Origin of the sequence: Microbacterium terregens, from assembly GCF_039534975.1 — a bacterium.
GTDB lineage: Bacteria > Actinomycetota > Actinomycetes > Actinomycetales > Microbacteriaceae > Microbacterium > Microbacterium terregens.
The window spans coordinates 1-14,962 of the sequence record NZ_BAAAWH010000005.1 but is presented as its reverse complement, the minus strand read 5'-3'; the positions used below and the strand labels follow the sequence as shown (position 1 = coordinate 14,962).

Here is a 14,962-nt window from a genome sequence, read left to right as displayed (position 1 = left end):
GGCTGGTGGAACGAGAAGGTCCGGATCGAGGCGTCCGCCGACCTCACCCGGGAGGGAGCGTGATGAATCCCCCGACGTTGGGAACGACCGCGAGCGTGTCGCCGGTGCACATCGCGGAGCGCGTCGCCGAAACCATCGACCGGCTGTTCACGACCATCGACGAATGGCGCGATCTCCTGCAGGCGCACCTCGCCGCGGATCACGCTCCGAACGCCGCGACGCTCGATCCGCTCGTGGAGGCGTTCGCCGTTCCGGCGCTCGCCGCCGATGGTCTCGTCACGGGGGCCGGTTTCGTGGCCGCCCCCGGAGTTCTCTCCGATGCGCACTGGCATCTTGCCTGGTGGCTCGGCGGAGGTGACGGCATCCGTCGTCTTGCCACGGTGGACGATCCAGCGAGCGATCAGTTCCGCGACTACACGGCGCTGGAGTGGTGGCGCCTGCCCGCCAAGACCGGAAACCGCCATGTGACCGGGCCGTACGTGGACTACGTGTGCACCGACGACTACACCGTCACCATCACCAGCCCGGTCGTCGTGGATGACCGGCTGCTGGGCGTCGTCGGCACCGACGTGCTCGTGGACCGGCTCGAGCACGAGCTGCTGCCTCTGCTGCGGGCCGGCGACGAGTCGATCGCGGTCGTCAACGCGTCGGGCCGGATCGTCACGGCGACCGACGCACGCCGAGAGCCCGGATCCATGCTGAGGCTGGCGGATCTGGCTGACGCACTGATCCCCCTGCGCGACTCTCAGCCCGTGCGCACACGGCTTGCGGCCGGAGTCGAGGTCATCGCGTGCGGGGATACGTCGCTCGCGCTCGTGGTGGGCATCTAGCCGCTACCGGCGAGCGCAGACGGTCACGTCGTCTTCGGTCGCGCACTCCGGCGTCGCTGACGGCTGGCGTGCTCAGCGCCCGCCGGCCCCGGCATCCGTTGTTCCCACATCGCTGCGGTGGAAATTCTGGAATGAGCGGGATGCCGTCGGCCCCCGTTGGCCCTGATACCGATTGCCGTAGGGGCCCGAGCCGTAGGGGTTCTCCGTCGGCGAGGACAGGCGGAAGAAGCACAACTGGCCGATCTTCATGCCCGGCCACAGCTTGATCGGCAGGGTCGCTACGTTCGACAGCTCGAGGGTCACGTGGCCGGTGAATCCCGGGTCGATGAATCCGGCGGTGGAGTGCGTCAGCAGTCCGAGCCGGCCGAGCGAGGACTTGCCCTCGAGCCGGGCCGCGATGTCGTCCGGGAGCGTGATGAGCTCGAACGTGCTGCCGAGGACGAACTCGCCGGGGTGCAGGATGAACGGCTCCAGCGGGGTGGTCTCGATCAGGTGCGTCAGCTCGGGTTGGTCCTCGGCCGGATCGATGAACGGATACTTGTGGTTGTCGAAGAGCCGGAAGTAGCGATCCAGTCGCACGTCCACACTCGACGGCTGGACCATCTCGGGTTCCCACGGCTCGAGCCCGATGCGTCGGGCGTCGATCTCGAGGCGGATGTCGCGGTCTGAGAGCAGCACGCCGCAAGCCTAGCGAGCATCCGTTGGGGTGGGATGCCGCTGCCTCCGTCGTCGTCCGCCGCTCCCTTGTCATCGTCTGCCGCTCCCCTGTCGTCGGCTCCCCCGTCGTCGTCGGCCGCTCCCCTGTCGCGATCGGCGCGCCCGACGACGTGTTGTGACAGCCGAGCGCTCGACGTACGTCGCGCGGGCTCGGCGCCGTGGAGCTTTTGTTATGCTGGCTCCGCGCCTCACGGCGTGCGGGGATGTAGTTCAATGGCAGAACTTCAGCTTCCCAAGCTGATAGCGCGGGTTCGATTCCCGTCATCCCCTCCAATGTGAGTTCTCACGCGGGTTGAGACATTCGCGGCCTCGTTGAGACCCTCGAGACTGCACGATCTCAGCGCCGACAGGTTCGGACCGCCGATCCTCCCAGTGCGCGCGAATATGGGTAGGCCGGAAAGCGCAAGCGCTGCCACCGAGCGACGAGAGCCCACTCACGGCCTCGCCGCTTTTCCGGCCTCGTTGGTCACCCCGCGGGTCGGACCAGAACGAGCCAGGCTCCGATGACACCGCCGATGAATGCGACCAGAGCCGCGATTGCGACCAGGAACAGCCCAGCAGTGAACCCCAACAGGAGCCCTGTGCCGCCGAGGAGTATCAGTGCCGCGGTCGTGATGTTCGGGTTCAGCTTCTCCAGAATCCGCTCGAGTGGTGCGACGGTGGCCGCCCGCTCGGCACGACTGCCCAGCACGATCAGGGATGCCGCCATGAGTAGCGAGACGGCGATCAGCTCTACCCCGAGGATCCATCCGGCAGGGTTCGGCAGTGCTATCGCGATGCTTGCGGCCAGTACGCCTACGAAGATGGTCAGAATCTGTGCGAGGCGAGCACGCAGCACCTTCGACTGGGCGATGTGCTCCGCGCGAACCGACACGGCAACGAAGAGAAGACCCACAAGCGCTGCAGACGCGCCACCCGTGATGACCGCGAAGTCTGTCCAACCTGCCATGGCGCCAACGGTACCGCTCTGCACCGGATTCAGAACCGCGCGGCGGTCATGGGGTTGAGCGCTAGTCCGAGGAATCAGATCCGACGCCCTGACGAACTGTCGGCTTGCTCCCGGCCCGTCTTGCGCCTGACGGCCCGTCGGACAACCCGGGCCGCCACGCGATTCACGCTCCGCGATGCGCTGGCGTCTCGCGGTAGCGGTCGAGCTCGCGGGGACGATGGCTCGACGGCTGTCACCTTACGGTCGGCGCCCATCGATGACAGTCTGAGCGGATGAAAACCATCGAGTGGTGGCCGCTGCTGGACGGTGACGCGCAGGCGTGGCTGATTGCCCACAACGGCGACGCCGTCTCCACAGAGGTCTTGAGCAAGATCGTGGCAGCAGGCGGGTCATTGACATCGGACGCGTGGTGGATCGGTGAAGCCGGAACCGAGGGGTTCTATCTCTCCGACGAAGCAGTCGACTGGATCGAAGCGACCGCGAACGACGAGTCTGCCTGATCGCGTTCCCGGCCGACGCACTTGCGCCACAGGGGCAGGAGATTCGGCCGGGACAGCGGACCTCATCAAGGCGCACCGGGGTATCACCGAGATCACTCAAGACTTGGTGATCGCTGTGAACTTGCAGTCAAACTTCCGCAGCAGTCCGGCATTGTTCACGTCCTGGCGCACACTGGGCGAATGTGGTGGAGTTTCCTCAAGGCCGTCAAGAGGCGGCAGCATCGCGTCGCGCCGACGACGTGGGTCGCCGCGATCGCCGCTGTCATCTACACGTTCGCGCCGATCGACCTGATCCCCGAACTTGTACTCGGCCCCTTGGGCTTCGTAGACGACATCGGCCTCTGGGGTATCTTCGCCATCCTCCTCACGCGCGAGCAGCGGCGGTGGCTGACCGGACTCTCGCAGAGAGCGCCTGACGCGCGCGATCTCGGGAACCGCCCGCCGGCTCATCCCTGACGGCTGTCATAGGTCGCGTGACCTTGCGCGGAACCCGACGGTCCTGCGGGCAGGACCTGGTCGGCTAGCATTCCGGCATGACGAACCCGGCTCCGATCGACGACGTTCCGATCGGCGGCGAGATCATCCGCCTCGGGCAGTTCCTGAAGTTCGCTGGGCTCCTCGACTCCGGTGGAGACGTCAAAGAGGCCATCATCGACGGCTACGTGAGCGTGAACGGCGAGGTCGACCGTCGCCGCGGACGGCAGCTTCAGCTCGGCGACATCGTCACCTTCGAGGGGCGCAGGGTCCGCGTCTGCCCGTGAGGGCGCCGGTCCCCAACGGGGGCGGGTATCGGGAACCCTCGATTGAGCCTCGTCGCCCTCAGCTCCCGTACCACTCGCCCGAGTTCGCCCCACGGCGGTGGTGGATTCTTCCTCCATCGATGGGGGCGGTTTCGTGACCGGCCAGATCGTGCACCCAGGGCGGCTGCTGGTCCATGGTCACCGACCCTGCGCCTGTCGTGAAGTAGGCGACGATCGGAGGGCTCGCGACGAACTCGGTCGCGATGATGGCCGCACCGGGAATGCGGACCAGCGCGTTGCGCGCGTGCAGATCGCGCATGAGCACGGCGAACTCGTTCGGGTCGTCGGATGCCGGTTCCTGCGGGGCGACGGGCAACTCCGAGCGCAACTGGCCGACGATCTCCCGCCGTTGCGCTGCGGAAAGCCGCGTGTAGGCGGCCGCGTACGCTCTGTCGGCGATACTCGCGGGAACGTTCCCGAGGACATAGGCATACCGAGCGATCCGCTCGTCTTCGCTGATGGCGTGTTCTGCGTGGCGCCTTTTCACTGTCGCTCCTGGGTGATGAGCGTCAGCGTACGCCCGCCCGGACGCCCTGTCGATGGCGCACTGATCGCAGATCGAGGCGCTCGCGGGCGCCCTCGACCTGGTCAGCGGGATCACCGGGATCCTTCGCCGGATCAGCCCGCCGGCTCCGATCAGGCTTGCGTCGAGGTCGTGTCTGCCTTCGCAAGGAGGCGTCGCACACCTCCGCGGGCGAGCATGAGAACGATGATCAGCGCGGTCACCTGGAAGAAGCCGCCGAGGCGGACGGCGTCGCCGAAAACGAGCGCGACCAGCTCGAGCACGAGGAACTTGCTCCCCGGAAGCACAAGCAGGAGAGTGATCGCACTGACGATGCGAACCGCGGATGTCTTGGCCGTCCGGATCCTGTTCACGATCTTCTTCTTCGCCCACAGCACCACCTCGAGTACGACCTTCAGCAGGATCGCGGTCAGAAGGGCCAACAAGAACGATTCGGAGATGACGTCCGGGAACAGCTGGATGAAGACTCCGAGCACCACCAGGTAGATCAGGACATCGACGAGGTCGATCGGACGGACACGCACCCAGGGAGTGTATCGACGGGCCCGTCGGACGAATGCCCGCAGGTCGATCCTCACCGGGGACGTGTCGTCACGAGCCGCATCGATTCCGGATCGCACGACGCGGAATGCCGCGTCGACCGCCGTCGTTGCCACAGTGGCCTGTCCGGATCATCGCGGAACCCGATCACGCAGCCAGCCGGCGGGCAACAGCGAACCGGAGCACGCCAGACATGACAGAAGTCCTATCCCCTCATCACGATGCCACCGTGCTCGACAATGCCGCCTGGCACGCGCTGTCCGGTCCCCACGCGCGCTTCGCGGAGGGTGATGACCTGGTGCGCCGCTACCAGTCCGACGTCGCCCCCTTCGTGGCGGTGCGGAGTTGGGATGATGCGCGGGTATGGGATTCACTGATCGACCTGGTCGGACACGGGGCGGAGATCGGTCTGTCCGGCGGTGTGCCCGATTTCCCCGATGGCTGGGAGGAATTGTGGCGCGGCGAAGGAGTGCAGCTCGTCGAGACCGACGCGCTCCACCCGGTACCGGACCCAGAAACTGTCCTCCTCGGGGTGGCCGACGTGCCGGAGATGCTCGCGCTGGTCGAACGCAACCAGCCTGGCCCCTTCCTGCCGCGCACGCATGAACTCGGGCGCTACATCGGATTCCGTCGCGAAGGGCGTCTCGTGGCGATGGCGGGCGAGCGCCTGCACCCGGCTGGCTGGACAGAGATCAGTGCGGTCTCCACCGACGATGCGTACCGGCGGCAGGGGCTGGCATCACGGCTCGTGCTGGATGCCGCGTTCCACATCCAGCAGCGGGGAGACCGTGCGCTCATGCACGCGGCGGCGACGAATGTCGGAGCGATCGCGGCATACGAGCGTCTCGGCTTCGCGCTTCGCTCGCGCACGACGTTTGCCGGGGTCCGCGTTCCCTGACCGGGATGAGGACAACCGCGGCCGCGAGGATCAGCCCTGTAAGCCGAGCCGCCAGCGCACGGTGGCTCGAGCCACGACCTCGCCGCTGCGGTCGATGCAGTCAGCAGTGACGTCGAAATCCGTGTCCCCTGTGACCGCGGGCGCGGTGACATGACACACCGCGCGGATGGAGCCACGCGCCTTCTTGAAGTACTGCACCGACATCGCGGAGACGATGCCTCGGGTGCCGTCGGGAAGGTCCGTCAGCAGCGCGAGACCACTGGCCTGCTCCGCGACGTTAACGAGCGCCACGGCGTGGACAGAGCCAAGGTGCTGCCGGTTGGCGCGCCGGTCCGGGATTTCGACCTCGGCGTGACCTGGCGCGAGTACGCGGATGTGCGGGCGCACCGACCGCGAATAGGGCACGCGCCAGCCGAAGATCAGGGAGAAGAGCCAGGTGCCGCCGGGCAGCGGGCTCAGCCGGCGCCACAGTCGCAGGAGGACCTTCCCGGGAGATCGCATAGGAAGATGCTGGCCCTTCGCACCGACGCCGCCTAATCGCCGTCTCACGTTCACGCGGTTCCCGCAGCGACGAAGGGCTGTGCCGGTAGGGCTGCGTCAGTCCGCGGACGCCATGTCCGCCACCTCTCGCACGGTGTCGGCGACCTCCTCGGGAATCGCCGCCTCCATGAAGTGTGGGGAATCCACACTGCGGAGTTCGCCGGCGCGAAGCGGTCCACGAACGTCTGCAGGACACCGGGATATCGGGCGGCATACTCCGGAGTCGCCCAGCTGTACTCCACGCGCGGCTCCGCCGCGGCCGCCAGATAGATCATCGGGACGGCAGGCTGGAGACTGATGGCCGGATTGACGTGCAGCACCCCCCTTCCGGTGCCCCGGTCGGCTTTCGGGCGGTCGCCGCGCCGACCAGTCGCGGTCATTGCTCCGGCTCCTTTGAATCGATCGTGGATACTGCCGAAGTGGACTGCTCGATGACCCGCGCCTGCTCTGACGTCAGTCGATCTCCGCGGCGAGCTGAGCCGAGTCGGAGGAGGGGCTCAAGCAGCCGTACCCAGCCGCGCGGTTGCATGGTGACTCGCGTGGTGACGTCGCAGGATGTCGACGACACCGGTGTGATCGTCGTCGAGAGCGCGAAGCCCAGCGGCGATCCGGGATGGTCGAACGCGATCCGCCGCGGAGGGTCGAACTCGGTGATCGAGTATGCCGTCTCGCTCGTTCGCCCGTGCTCGGACCGGACCATCACGGCCCGGCCGCCCACTCCCGCTGGGCCGTCGTCGAGACGTCGTATTGCGACGACTTCAGCTTCCCACCGCGGATGATTCTCGAAGACATGCGTTCCGATGACATCGAAAGCAGCTTCTGCGCTGCGGTTGACGCGTCGGGTCTTGACGTAGGTGATCATGCTGCTTCTCCTTCTTCAGGTAGCGGCGGCCTGTCCGTCGCGTTCGACGAGGTCACTGAAGGTGACCCCGACGGTGGCGGCCGCATCAGCGGCTCTCGTCGCGGCTCGAGTCGGCAGAGGCAGCAGGCATTCGGTGAGCACGTGAAAGCTCCATGCTTTGAATTCCACGAGCTGCCAGCCGCGGGCCCGGTATGCGTTGAACGTCGGAGCGCTCTGTACGACATCGATGATGTCGACGGCGCGAGGGATGGGAAGCGCTAGCGCGCGCGCGGCAGACCGGCGGCCGTGACGATACCCGGAAAGCCTCCCGGCGCCGGTCGTCGATGTCGGCGAAGGCGCCGGCGGCGGCCGCGGTCGACGGCCGCCGGTCTGCGCGCGCCGCTAGCGCTTCCCATCCCTCGCGCCGTCGACATCATCGATGTCGTACAGAGCGCTCCGACGTTCAACGCATACCGGGCCCGCGGCTGGCAGCTCGTGGAATTCAAAGCATGGAGCTTTCACGTGCTCACCGAATGCCTGCTGCCTCTGCCGACTCGAGCCGCGACGAGAGCCGCTGATGCGGCCGCCACCGTCGGGGTCACCTTCAGTGACCTCGTCGAACGCGACGGACAGGCCGCCGCTACCTGAAGAAGGAGAAGCAGCATGATCACCTACGTCAAGACCCGACGCGTCAACCGCAGCGCAGAAGCTGCTTTCGATGTCATCGGAACGCATGTCTTCGAGAATCATCCGCGGTGGGAAGCTGAAGTCGTCGCAATACGACGTCTCGACGACGGCCCAGCGGGAGTGGGCGGCCGGGCCGTGATGGTCCGGTCCGAGCACGGGCGAACGAGCGAGACGGCATACTCGATCACCGAGTTCGACCCTCCGCGGCGGATCGCGTTCGACCATCCCGGATCGCCGCTGGGCTTCGCGCTCTCGACGACGATCACACCGGTGTCGTCGACATCCTGCGACGTCACCACGCGAGTCACCATGCAACCGCGCGGCTGGGTACGGCTGCTTGAGCCCCTCCTCCGACTCGGCTCAGCTCGCCGCGGAGATCGACTGACGTCAGAGCAGGCGCGGGTCATCGAGCAGTCCACTTCGGCAGTATCCACGATCGATTCAAAGGAGCCGGAGCAATGACCGCGACTGGTCGGCGCGGCGACCGCCCGAAAGCCGACCGGGGCACCGGAAGGGGGGTGCTGCACGTCAATCCGGCCATCAGTCTCCAGCCTGCCGTCCCGATGATCTATCTGGCGGCCGCGGCGGAGCCGCGCGTGGAGTACAGCTGGGCGACTCCGGAGTATGCCGCCCGATATCCCGGTGTCCTGCAGACGTTCGTGGACCGCTTCGCGCCGGCGAACTCCGCAGTGTGGATTCCCCACACTTCATGGAGGCGGCGATTCCCGAGGAGGTCGCCGACACCGTGCGAGAGGTGGCGGACATGGCGTCCGCGGACTGACGCAGCCCTACCGGCACAGCCCTTCGTCGCTGCGGGAACCGCGTGAACGTGAGACGGCGATTAGGCGGCGTCGGTGCGAAGGGCCAGCATCTTCCTATGCGATCTCCCGGGAAGGTCCTCCTGCGACTGTGGCGCCGGCTGAGCCCGCTGCCCGGCGGCACCTGGCTCTTCTCCCTGATCTTCGGCTGGCGCGTGCCCTATTCGCGGTCGGTGCGCCCGCACATCCGCGTACTCGCGCCAGGTCACGCCGAGGTCGAAATCCCGGACCGGCGCGCCAACCGGCAGCACCTTGGCTCTGTCCACGCCGTGGCGCTCGTTAACGTCGCGGAGCAGGCCAGTGGTCTCGCGCTGCTGACGGACCTTCCCGACGGCACCCGAGGCATCGTCTCCGCGATGTCGGTGCAGTACTTCAAGAAGGCGCGTGGCTCCATCCGCGCGGTGTGTCATGTCACCGCGCCCGCGGTCACAGGGGACACGGATTTCGACGTCACTGCTGACTGCATCGACCGCAGCGGCGAGGTCGTGGCTCGAGCCACCGTGCGCTGGCGGCTCGGCTTACAGGGCTGATCCTCGCGGCCGCGGTTGTCCTCATCCCGGTCAGGGAACGCGGACCCCGGCAAACGTCGTGCGCGAGCGAAGCGCGAAGCCGAGACGCTCGTATGCCGCGATCGCTCCGACATTCGTCGCCGCCGCGTGCATGAGCGCACGGTCTCCCCGCTGCTGGATGTGGAACGCGGCATCCAGCACGAGCCGTGATGCCAGCCCCTGCCGCCGGTACGCATCGTCGGTGGAGACCGCACTGATCTCTGTCCAGCCAGCCGGGTGCAGGCGCTCGCCCGCCATCGCCACGAGACGCCCTTCGCGACGGAATCCGATGTAGCGCCCGAGTTCATGCGTGCGCGGCAGGAAGGGGCCAGGCTGGTTGCGTTCGACCAGCGCGAGCATCTCCGGCACGTCGGCCACCCCGAGGAGGACAGTTTCTGGGTCCGGTACCGGGTGGAGCGCGTCGGTCTCGACGAGCTGCACTCCTTCGCCGCGCCACAATTCCTCCCAGCCATCGGGGAAATCGGGCACACCGCCGGACAGACCGATCTCCGCCCCGTGTCCGACCAGGTCGATCAGTGAATCCCATACCCGCGCATCATCCCAACTCCGCACCGCCACGAAGGGGGCGACGTCGGACTGGTAGCGGCGCACCAGGTCATCACCCTCCGCGAAGCGCGCGTGGGGACCGGACAGCGCGTGCCAGGCGGCATTGTCGAGCACGGTGGCATCGTGATGAGGGGATAGGACTTCTGTCATGTCTGGCGTGCTCCGGTTCGCTGTTGCCCGCCGGCTGGCTGCGTGATCGGGTTCCGCGATGATCCGGACAGGCCACTGTGGCAACGACGGCGGTCGACGCGGCATTCCGCGTCGTGCGATCCGGAATCGATGCGGCTCGTGACGACACGTCCCCGGTGAGGATCGACCTGCGGGCATTCGTCCGACGGGCCCGTCGATACACTCCCTGGGTGCGTGTCCGTCCGATCGACCTCGTCGATGTCCTGATCTACCTGGTGGTGCTCGGAGTCTTCATCCAGCTGTTCCCGGACGTCATCTCCGAATCGTTCTTGTTGGCCCTTCTGACCGCGATCCTGCTGAAGGTCGTACTCGAGGTGGTGCTGTGGGCGAAGAAGAAGATCGTGAACAGGATCCGGACGGCCAAGACATCCGCGGTTCGCATCGTCAGTGCGATCACTCTCCTGCTTGTGCTTCCGGGGAGCAAGTTCCTCGTGCTCGAGCTGGTCGCGCTCGTTTTCGGCGACGCCGTCCGCCTCGGCGGCTTCTTCCAGGTGACCGCGCTGATCATCGTTCTCATGCTCGCCCGCGGAGGTGTGCGACGCCTCCTTGCGAAGGCAGACACGACCTCGACGCAAGCCTGATCGGAGCCGGCGGGCTGATCCGGCGAAGGATCCCGGTGATCCCGCTGACCAGGTCGAGGGCGCCCGCGAGCGCCTCGATCTGCGATCAGTGCGCCATCGACAGGGCGTCCGGGCGGGCGTACGCTGACGCTCATCACCCAGGAGCGACAGTGAAAAGGCGCCACGCAGAACACGCCATCAGCGAAGACGAGCGGATCGCTCGGTATGCCTATGTCCTCGGGAACGTTCCCGCGAGTATCGCCGACAGAGCGTACGCGGCCGCCTACACGCGGCTTTCCGCAGCGCAACGGCGGGAGATCGTCGGCCAGTTGCGCTCGGAGTTGCCCGTCGCCCCGCAGGAACCGGCATCCGACGACCCGAACGAGTTCGCCGTGCTCATGCGCGATCTGCACGCGCGCAACGCGCTGGTCCGCATTCCCGGTGCGGCCATCATCGCGACCGAGTTCGTCGCGAGCCCTCCGATCGTCGCCTACTTCACGACAGGCGCAGGGTCGGTGACCATGGACCAGCAGCCGCCCTGGGTGCACGATCTGGCCGGTCACGAAACCGCCCCCATCGATGGAGGAAGAATCCACCACCGCCGTGGGGCGAACTCGGGCGAGTGGTACGGGAGCTGAGGGCGACGAGGCTCAATCGAGGGTTCCCGATACCCGCCCCCGTTGGGGACCGGCGCCCTCACGGGCAGACGCGGACCCTGCGCCCCTCGAAGGTGACGATGTCGCCGAGCTGAAGCTGCCGTCCGCGGCGACGGTCGACCTCGCCGTTCACGCTCACGTAGCCGTCGATGATGGCCTCTTTGACGTCTCCACCGGAGTCGAGGAGCCCAGCGAACTTCAGGAACTGCCCGAGGCGGATGATCTCGCCGCCGATCGGAACGTCGTCGATCGGAGCCGGGTTCGTCATGCCGGAATGCTAGCCGACCAGGTCCTGCCCGCAGGACCGTCGGGTTCCGCGCAAGGTCACGCGACCTATGACAGCCGTCAGGGATGAGCCGGCGGGCGGTTCCCGAGATCGCGCGCGTCAGGCGCTCTCTGCGAGAGTCCGGTCAGCCACCGCCGCTGCTCGCGCGTGAGGAGGATGGCGAAGATACCCCAGAGGCCGATGTCGTCTACGAAGCCCAAGGGGCCGAGTACAAGTTCGGGGATCAGGTCGATCGGCGCGAACGTGTAGATGACAGCGGCGATCGCGGCGACCCACGTCGTCGGCGCGACGCGATGCTGCCGCCTCTTGACGGCCTTGAGGAAACTCCACCACATTCGCCCAGTGTGCGCCAGGACGTGAACAATGCCGGACTGCTGCGGAAGTTTGACTGCAAGTTCACAGCGATCACCAAGTCTTGAGTGATCTCGGTGATACCCCGGTGCGCCTTGATGAGGTCCGCTGTCCCGGCCGAATCTCCTGCCCCTGTGGCGCAAGTGCGTCGGCCGGGAACGCGATCAGGCAGACTCGTCGTTCGCGGTCGCTTCGATCCAGTCGACTGCTTCGTCGGAGAGATAGAACCCCTCGGTTCCGGCTTCACCGATCCACCACGCGTCCGATGTCAATGACCCGCCTGCTGCCACGATCTTGCTCAAGACCTCTGTGGAGACGGCGTCGCCGTTGTGGGCAATCAGCCACGCCTGCGCGTCACCGTCCAGCAGCGGCCACCACTCGATGGTTTTCATCCGCTCAGACTGTCATCGATGGGCGCCGACCGTAAGGTGACAGCCGTCGAGCCATCGTCCCCGCGAGCTCGACCGCTACCGCGAGACGCCAGCGCATCGCGGAGCGTGAATCGCGTGGCGGCCCGGGTTGTCCGACGGGCCGTCAGGCGCAAGACGGGCCGGGAGCAAGCCGACAGTTCGTCAGGGCGTCGGATCTGATTCCTCGGACTAGCGCTCAACCCCATGACCGCCGCGCGGTTCTGAATCCGGTGCAGAGCGGTACCGTTGGCGCCATGGCAGGTTGGACAGACTTCGCGGTCATCACGGGTGGCGCGTCTGCAGCGCTTGTGGGTCTTCTCTTCGTTGCCGTGTCGGTTCGCGCGGAGCACATCGCCCAGTCGAAGGTGCTGCGTGCTCGCCTCGCACAGATTCTGACCATCTTCGTAGGCGTACTGGCCGCAAGCATCGCGATAGCACTGCCGAACCCTGCCGGATGGATCCTCGGGGTAGAGCTGATCGCCGTCTCGCTACTCATGGCGGCATCCCTGATCGTGCTGGGCAGTCGTGCCGAGCGGGCGGCCACCGTCGCACCACTCGAGCGGATTCTGGAGAAGCTGAACCCGAACATCACGACCGCGGCACTGATACTCCTCGGCGGCACAGGGCTCCTGTTGGGGTTCACTGCTGGGCTGTTCCTGGTCGCAATCGCGGCTCTGGTCGCATTCATCGGCGGTGTCATCGGAGCCTGGCTCGTTCTGGTCCGACCCGCGGGGTGACCAACGAGGCCGGAAAAGCGGCGAGGCCGTGAGTGGGCTCTCGTCGCTCGGTGGCAGCGCTTGCGCTTTCCGGCCTACCCATATTCGCGCGCACTGGGAGGATCGGCGGTCCGAACCTGTCGGCGCTGAGATCGTGCAGTCTCGAGGGTCTCAACGAGGCCGCGAATGTCTCAACCCGCGTGAGAACTCACATTGGAGGGGATGACGGGAATCGAACCCGCGCTATCAGCTTGGGAAGCTGAAGTTCTGCCATTGAACTACATCCCCGCACGCCGTGAGGCGCGGAGCCAGCATAACAAAAGCTCCACGGCGCCGAGCCCGCGCGACGTACGTCGAGCGCTCGGCTGTCACAACACGTCGTCGGGCGCGCCGATCGCGACAGGGGAGCGGCCGACGACGACGGGGGAGCCGACGACAGGGGAGCGGCAGACGATGACAAGGGAGCGGCGGACGACGACGGAGGCAGCGGCATCCCACCCCAACGGATGCTCGCTAGGCTTGCGGCGTGCTGCTCTCAGACCGCGACATCCGCCTCGAGATCGACGCCCGACGCATCGGGCTCGAGCCGTGGGAACCCGAGATGGTCCAGCCGTCGAGTGTGGACGTGCGACTGGATCGCTACTTCCGGCTCTTCGACAACCACAAGTATCCGTTCATCGATCCGGCCGAGGACCAACCCGAGCTGACGCACCTGATCGAGACCACCCCGCTGGAGCCGTTCATCCTGCACCCCGGCGAGTTCGTCCTCGGCAGCACGTTCGAGCTCATCACGCTCCCGGACGACATCGCGGCCCGGCTCGAGGGCAAGTCCTCGCTCGGCCGGCTCGGACTGCTGACGCACTCCACCGCCGGATTCATCGACCCGGGATTCACCGGCCACGTGACCCTCGAGCTGTCGAACGTAGCGACCCTGCCGATCAAGCTGTGGCCGGGCATGAAGATCGGCCAGTTGTGCTTCTTCCGCCTGTCCTCGCCGACGGAGAACCCCTACGGCTCGGGCCCCTACGGCAATCGGTATCAGGGCCAACGGGGGCCGACGGCATCCCGCTCATTCCAGAATTTCCACCGCAGCGATGTGGGAACAACGGATGCCGGGGCCGGCGGGCGCTGAGCACGCCAGCCGTCAGCGACGCCGGAGTGCGCGACCGAAGACGACGTGACCGTCTGCGCTCGCCGGTAGCGGCTAGATGCCCACCACGAGCGCGAGCGACGTATCCCCGCACGCGATGACCTCGACTCCGGCCGCAAGCCGTGTGCGCACGGGCTGAGAGTCGCGCAGGGGGATCAGTGCGTCAGCCAGATCCGCCAGCCTCAGCATGGATCCGGGCTCTCGGCGTGCGTCGGTCGCCGTGACGATCCGGCCCGACGCGTTGACGACCGCGATCGACTCGTCGCCGGCCCGCAGCAGAGGCAGCAGCTCGTGCTCGAGCCGGTCCACGAGCACGTCGGTGCCGACGACGCCCAGCAGCCGGTCATCCACGACGACCGGGCTGGTGATGGTGACGGTGTAGTCGTCGGTGCACACGTAGTCCACGTACGGCCCGGTCACATGGCGGTTTCCGGTCTTGGCGGGCAGGCGCCACCACTCCAGCGCCGTGTAGTCGCGGAACTGATCGCTCGCTGGATCGTCCACCGTGGCAAGACGACGGATGCCGTCACCTCCGCCGAGCCACCAGGCAAGATGCCAGTGCGCATCGGAGAGAACTCCGGGGGCGGCCACGAAACCGGCCCCCGTGACGAGACCATCGGCGGCGAGCGCCGGAACGGCGAACGCCTCCACGAGCGGATCGAGCGTCGCGGCGTTCGGAGCGTGATCCGCGGCGAGGTGCGCCTGCAGGAGATCGCGCCATTCGTCGATGGTCGTGAACAGCCGGTCGATGGTTTCGGCGACGCGCTCCGCGATGTGCACCGGCGACACGCTCGCGGTCGTTCCCAACGTCGGGGGATTCATCACGCTCCCTCCCGGGTGAGGTCGGCGGACGCCTCGATCCGGACCTTCTCGTCCACCAGCCAGT

The 14,962-nt window shown here is 66.9% G+C and carries 22 protein-coding genes and 2 tRNA genes; 12 read left to right on the top strand and 12 right to left on the bottom strand.

Annotation, left to right across the window (positions count from 1 at the left end; all coding sequences use genetic code 11):
• Nucleotides 1-62: 62 nt before the first annotated feature.
• The gene (locus ABD655_RS16770; protein WP_344710897.1) at nucleotides 63-830 is read left to right on the top strand and encodes a cache domain-containing protein; all 768 of its coding nucleotides are present in this window, start codon (nucleotides 63-65) and stop codon (nucleotides 828-830) included.
• A gap of 72 nt (nucleotides 831-902) precedes the next feature.
• Here the strand turns inward: ABD655_RS16770 and dcd (ABD655_RS16765) are convergent, their stop codons facing one another.
• Nucleotides 903-1,508: a dCTP deaminase gene (gene dcd / locus ABD655_RS16765; RefSeq protein WP_344710899.1), complete on the bottom strand. Its 606-nt coding sequence runs from the start codon at nucleotides 1,506-1,508 to the stop codon at nucleotides 903-905.
• A 238-nt stretch (nucleotides 1,509-1,746) separates the two neighbouring features.
• Here dcd (ABD655_RS16765) and ABD655_RS16760 point away from each other — a divergent pair.
• Nucleotides 1,747-1,820: transfer RNA gene (locus ABD655_RS16760), tRNA-Gly, on the top strand.
• Between the two features lie 193 nt (nucleotides 1,821-2,013).
• Here ABD655_RS16760 and ABD655_RS16755 read toward each other — a convergent pair.
• The gene (locus tag ABD655_RS16755; protein ID WP_344710901.1) at nucleotides 2,014-2,496 is read right to left on the bottom strand and encodes a hypothetical protein; all 483 of its coding nucleotides are present in this window, start codon (nucleotides 2,494-2,496) and stop codon (nucleotides 2,014-2,016) included.
• Nucleotides 2,497-2,768: 272 nt separating this feature from the next.
• Here ABD655_RS16755 and ABD655_RS16750 point away from each other — a divergent pair, with 272 nt between their 5' ends.
• From ABD655_RS16750 to ABD655_RS16740, 3 genes are all read left to right on the top strand, one after another.
• Nucleotides 2,769-2,996, top strand: a complete 228-nt coding sequence (locus ABD655_RS16750; RefSeq protein WP_344710904.1) for a hypothetical protein — start codon at nucleotides 2,769-2,771, stop codon at nucleotides 2,994-2,996.
• Between the two features lie 180 nt (nucleotides 2,997-3,176).
• Nucleotides 3,177-3,452 carry a YkvA family protein gene (locus ABD655_RS16745; RefSeq protein WP_344710906.1) on the top strand — a complete coding sequence of 92 codons (276 nt, stop codon included), beginning with the start codon at nucleotides 3,177-3,179 and terminating at the stop codon, nucleotides 3,450-3,452.
• A gap of 77 nt (nucleotides 3,453-3,529) precedes the next feature.
• Complete coding sequence (locus ABD655_RS16740) at nucleotides 3,530-3,757, top strand: RNA-binding S4 domain-containing protein (RefSeq protein ID WP_344710908.1); 228 nt, start codon at nucleotides 3,530-3,532, stop codon at nucleotides 3,755-3,757.
• A gap of 58 nt (nucleotides 3,758-3,815) precedes the next feature.
• On the opposite strand, the gene ABD655_RS16735 is transcribed toward ABD655_RS16740, so the two are convergent.
• Nucleotides 3,816-4,283, bottom strand: coding sequence for a hypothetical protein (locus ABD655_RS16735; protein ID WP_344710911.1), 468 nt, complete (start codon nucleotides 4,281-4,283; stop codon nucleotides 3,816-3,818).
• A gap of 149 nt (nucleotides 4,284-4,432) precedes the next feature.
• Nucleotides 4,433-4,843 carry a hypothetical protein gene (locus ABD655_RS16730; protein ID WP_344710913.1) on the bottom strand — a complete coding sequence of 137 codons (411 nt, stop codon included), beginning with the start codon at nucleotides 4,841-4,843 and terminating at the stop codon, nucleotides 4,433-4,435.
• Nucleotides 4,844-5,052: 209 nt separating this feature from the next.
• On the opposite strand from ABD655_RS16730, the gene ABD655_RS16725 reads away from it, so the two are divergent.
• The gene (locus ABD655_RS16725; RefSeq protein WP_344710915.1) at nucleotides 5,053-5,757 is read left to right on the top strand and encodes a GNAT family N-acetyltransferase; all 705 of its coding nucleotides are present in this window, start codon (nucleotides 5,053-5,055) and stop codon (nucleotides 5,755-5,757) included.
• Nucleotides 5,758-5,787: 30 nt separating this feature from the next.
• On the opposite strand, the gene ABD655_RS16720 is transcribed toward ABD655_RS16725, so the two are convergent.
• Together ABD655_RS16720 and ABD655_RS16715 are read right to left on the bottom strand one after the other, a co-directional pair.
• Nucleotides 5,788-6,258: a hotdog fold domain-containing protein gene (locus ABD655_RS16720; RefSeq protein WP_344710917.1), complete on the bottom strand. Its 471-nt coding sequence runs from the start codon at nucleotides 6,256-6,258 to the stop codon at nucleotides 5,788-5,790.
• Between the two features lie 415 nt (nucleotides 6,259-6,673).
• Nucleotides 6,674-7,159 (bottom strand): SRPBCC family protein, encoded by a 486-nt coding sequence (locus tag ABD655_RS16715; RefSeq protein ID WP_344710919.1) that lies wholly within the window; start codon nucleotides 7,157-7,159, stop codon nucleotides 6,674-6,676.
• A 642-nt stretch (nucleotides 7,160-7,801) separates the two neighbouring features.
• Between ABD655_RS16715 and ABD655_RS16710 the strand changes: the two genes are divergently transcribed.
• Both ABD655_RS16710 and ABD655_RS16705 read left to right on the top strand, forming a co-directional pair.
• A complete protein-coding gene (locus ABD655_RS16710) occupies nucleotides 7,802-8,287 on the top strand; it encodes an SRPBCC family protein (RefSeq protein WP_344710919.1) in 486 nt (161 codons plus the stop codon).
• 415 nt (nucleotides 8,288-8,702) lie between these two features.
• Complete coding sequence (locus ABD655_RS16705; RefSeq protein ID WP_344710917.1) at nucleotides 8,703-9,173, top strand: hotdog fold domain-containing protein; 471 nt, start codon at nucleotides 8,703-8,705, stop codon at nucleotides 9,171-9,173.
• Nucleotides 9,174-9,203: 30 nt separating this feature from the next.
• On the opposite strand, the gene ABD655_RS16700 is transcribed toward ABD655_RS16705, so the two are convergent.
• A complete protein-coding gene (locus ABD655_RS16700; RefSeq protein WP_344710915.1) occupies nucleotides 9,204-9,908 on the bottom strand; it encodes a GNAT family N-acetyltransferase in 705 nt (234 codons plus the stop codon).
• Nucleotides 9,909-10,117: 209 nt separating this feature from the next.
• Here ABD655_RS16700 and ABD655_RS16695 point away from each other — a divergent pair, with 209 nt between their 5' ends.
• Entirely contained in the window at nucleotides 10,118-10,528 is a 411-nt protein-coding gene (locus tag ABD655_RS16695) for a hypothetical protein (protein WP_344710913.1), read from the top strand.
• 149 nt (nucleotides 10,529-10,677) lie between these two features.
• Complete coding sequence (locus ABD655_RS16690; protein WP_344710911.1) at nucleotides 10,678-11,145, top strand: hypothetical protein; 468 nt, start codon at nucleotides 10,678-10,680, stop codon at nucleotides 11,143-11,145.
• 58 nt (nucleotides 11,146-11,203) lie between these two features.
• Here ABD655_RS16690 and ABD655_RS16685 read toward each other — a convergent pair whose 3' ends face one another.
• The 3 genes from ABD655_RS16685 to ABD655_RS16675 form a co-directional block, all read right to left on the bottom strand.
• A complete protein-coding gene (locus ABD655_RS16685) occupies nucleotides 11,204-11,431 on the bottom strand; it encodes an RNA-binding S4 domain-containing protein (protein WP_344710908.1) in 228 nt (75 codons plus the stop codon).
• 77 nt (nucleotides 11,432-11,508) lie between these two features.
• Nucleotides 11,509-11,784: a YkvA family protein gene (locus tag ABD655_RS16680; RefSeq protein ID WP_344710906.1), complete on the bottom strand. Its 276-nt coding sequence runs from the start codon at nucleotides 11,782-11,784 to the stop codon at nucleotides 11,509-11,511.
• Between the two features lie 180 nt (nucleotides 11,785-11,964).
• Nucleotides 11,965-12,192 carry a hypothetical protein gene (locus ABD655_RS16675; RefSeq protein ID WP_344710904.1) on the bottom strand — a complete coding sequence of 76 codons (228 nt, stop codon included), beginning with the start codon at nucleotides 12,190-12,192 and terminating at the stop codon, nucleotides 11,965-11,967.
• Between the two features lie 272 nt (nucleotides 12,193-12,464).
• On the opposite strand from ABD655_RS16675, the gene ABD655_RS16670 reads away from it, so the two are divergent.
• The gene (locus ABD655_RS16670; RefSeq protein WP_344710901.1) at nucleotides 12,465-12,947 is read left to right on the top strand and encodes a hypothetical protein; all 483 of its coding nucleotides are present in this window, start codon (nucleotides 12,465-12,467) and stop codon (nucleotides 12,945-12,947) included.
• A gap of 193 nt (nucleotides 12,948-13,140) precedes the next feature.
• Here ABD655_RS16670 and ABD655_RS16665 read toward each other — a convergent pair.
• A tRNA-Gly gene (locus ABD655_RS16665) sits at nucleotides 13,141-13,214 on the bottom strand.
• Nucleotides 13,215-13,452: 238 nt separating this feature from the next.
• Here ABD655_RS16665 and dcd (ABD655_RS16660) point away from each other — a divergent pair.
• Nucleotides 13,453-14,058, top strand: a complete 606-nt coding sequence (gene dcd, locus ABD655_RS16660; RefSeq protein ID WP_344710899.1) for a dCTP deaminase — start codon at nucleotides 13,453-13,455, stop codon at nucleotides 14,056-14,058.
• 72 nt (nucleotides 14,059-14,130) lie between these two features.
• Here the strand turns inward: dcd (ABD655_RS16660) and ABD655_RS16655 are convergent, their stop codons facing one another.
• Complete coding sequence (locus ABD655_RS16655) at nucleotides 14,131-14,898, bottom strand: cache domain-containing protein (protein WP_344710897.1); 768 nt, start codon at nucleotides 14,896-14,898, stop codon at nucleotides 14,131-14,133.
• Nucleotides 14,899-14,962 lie beyond the last annotated feature (64 nt).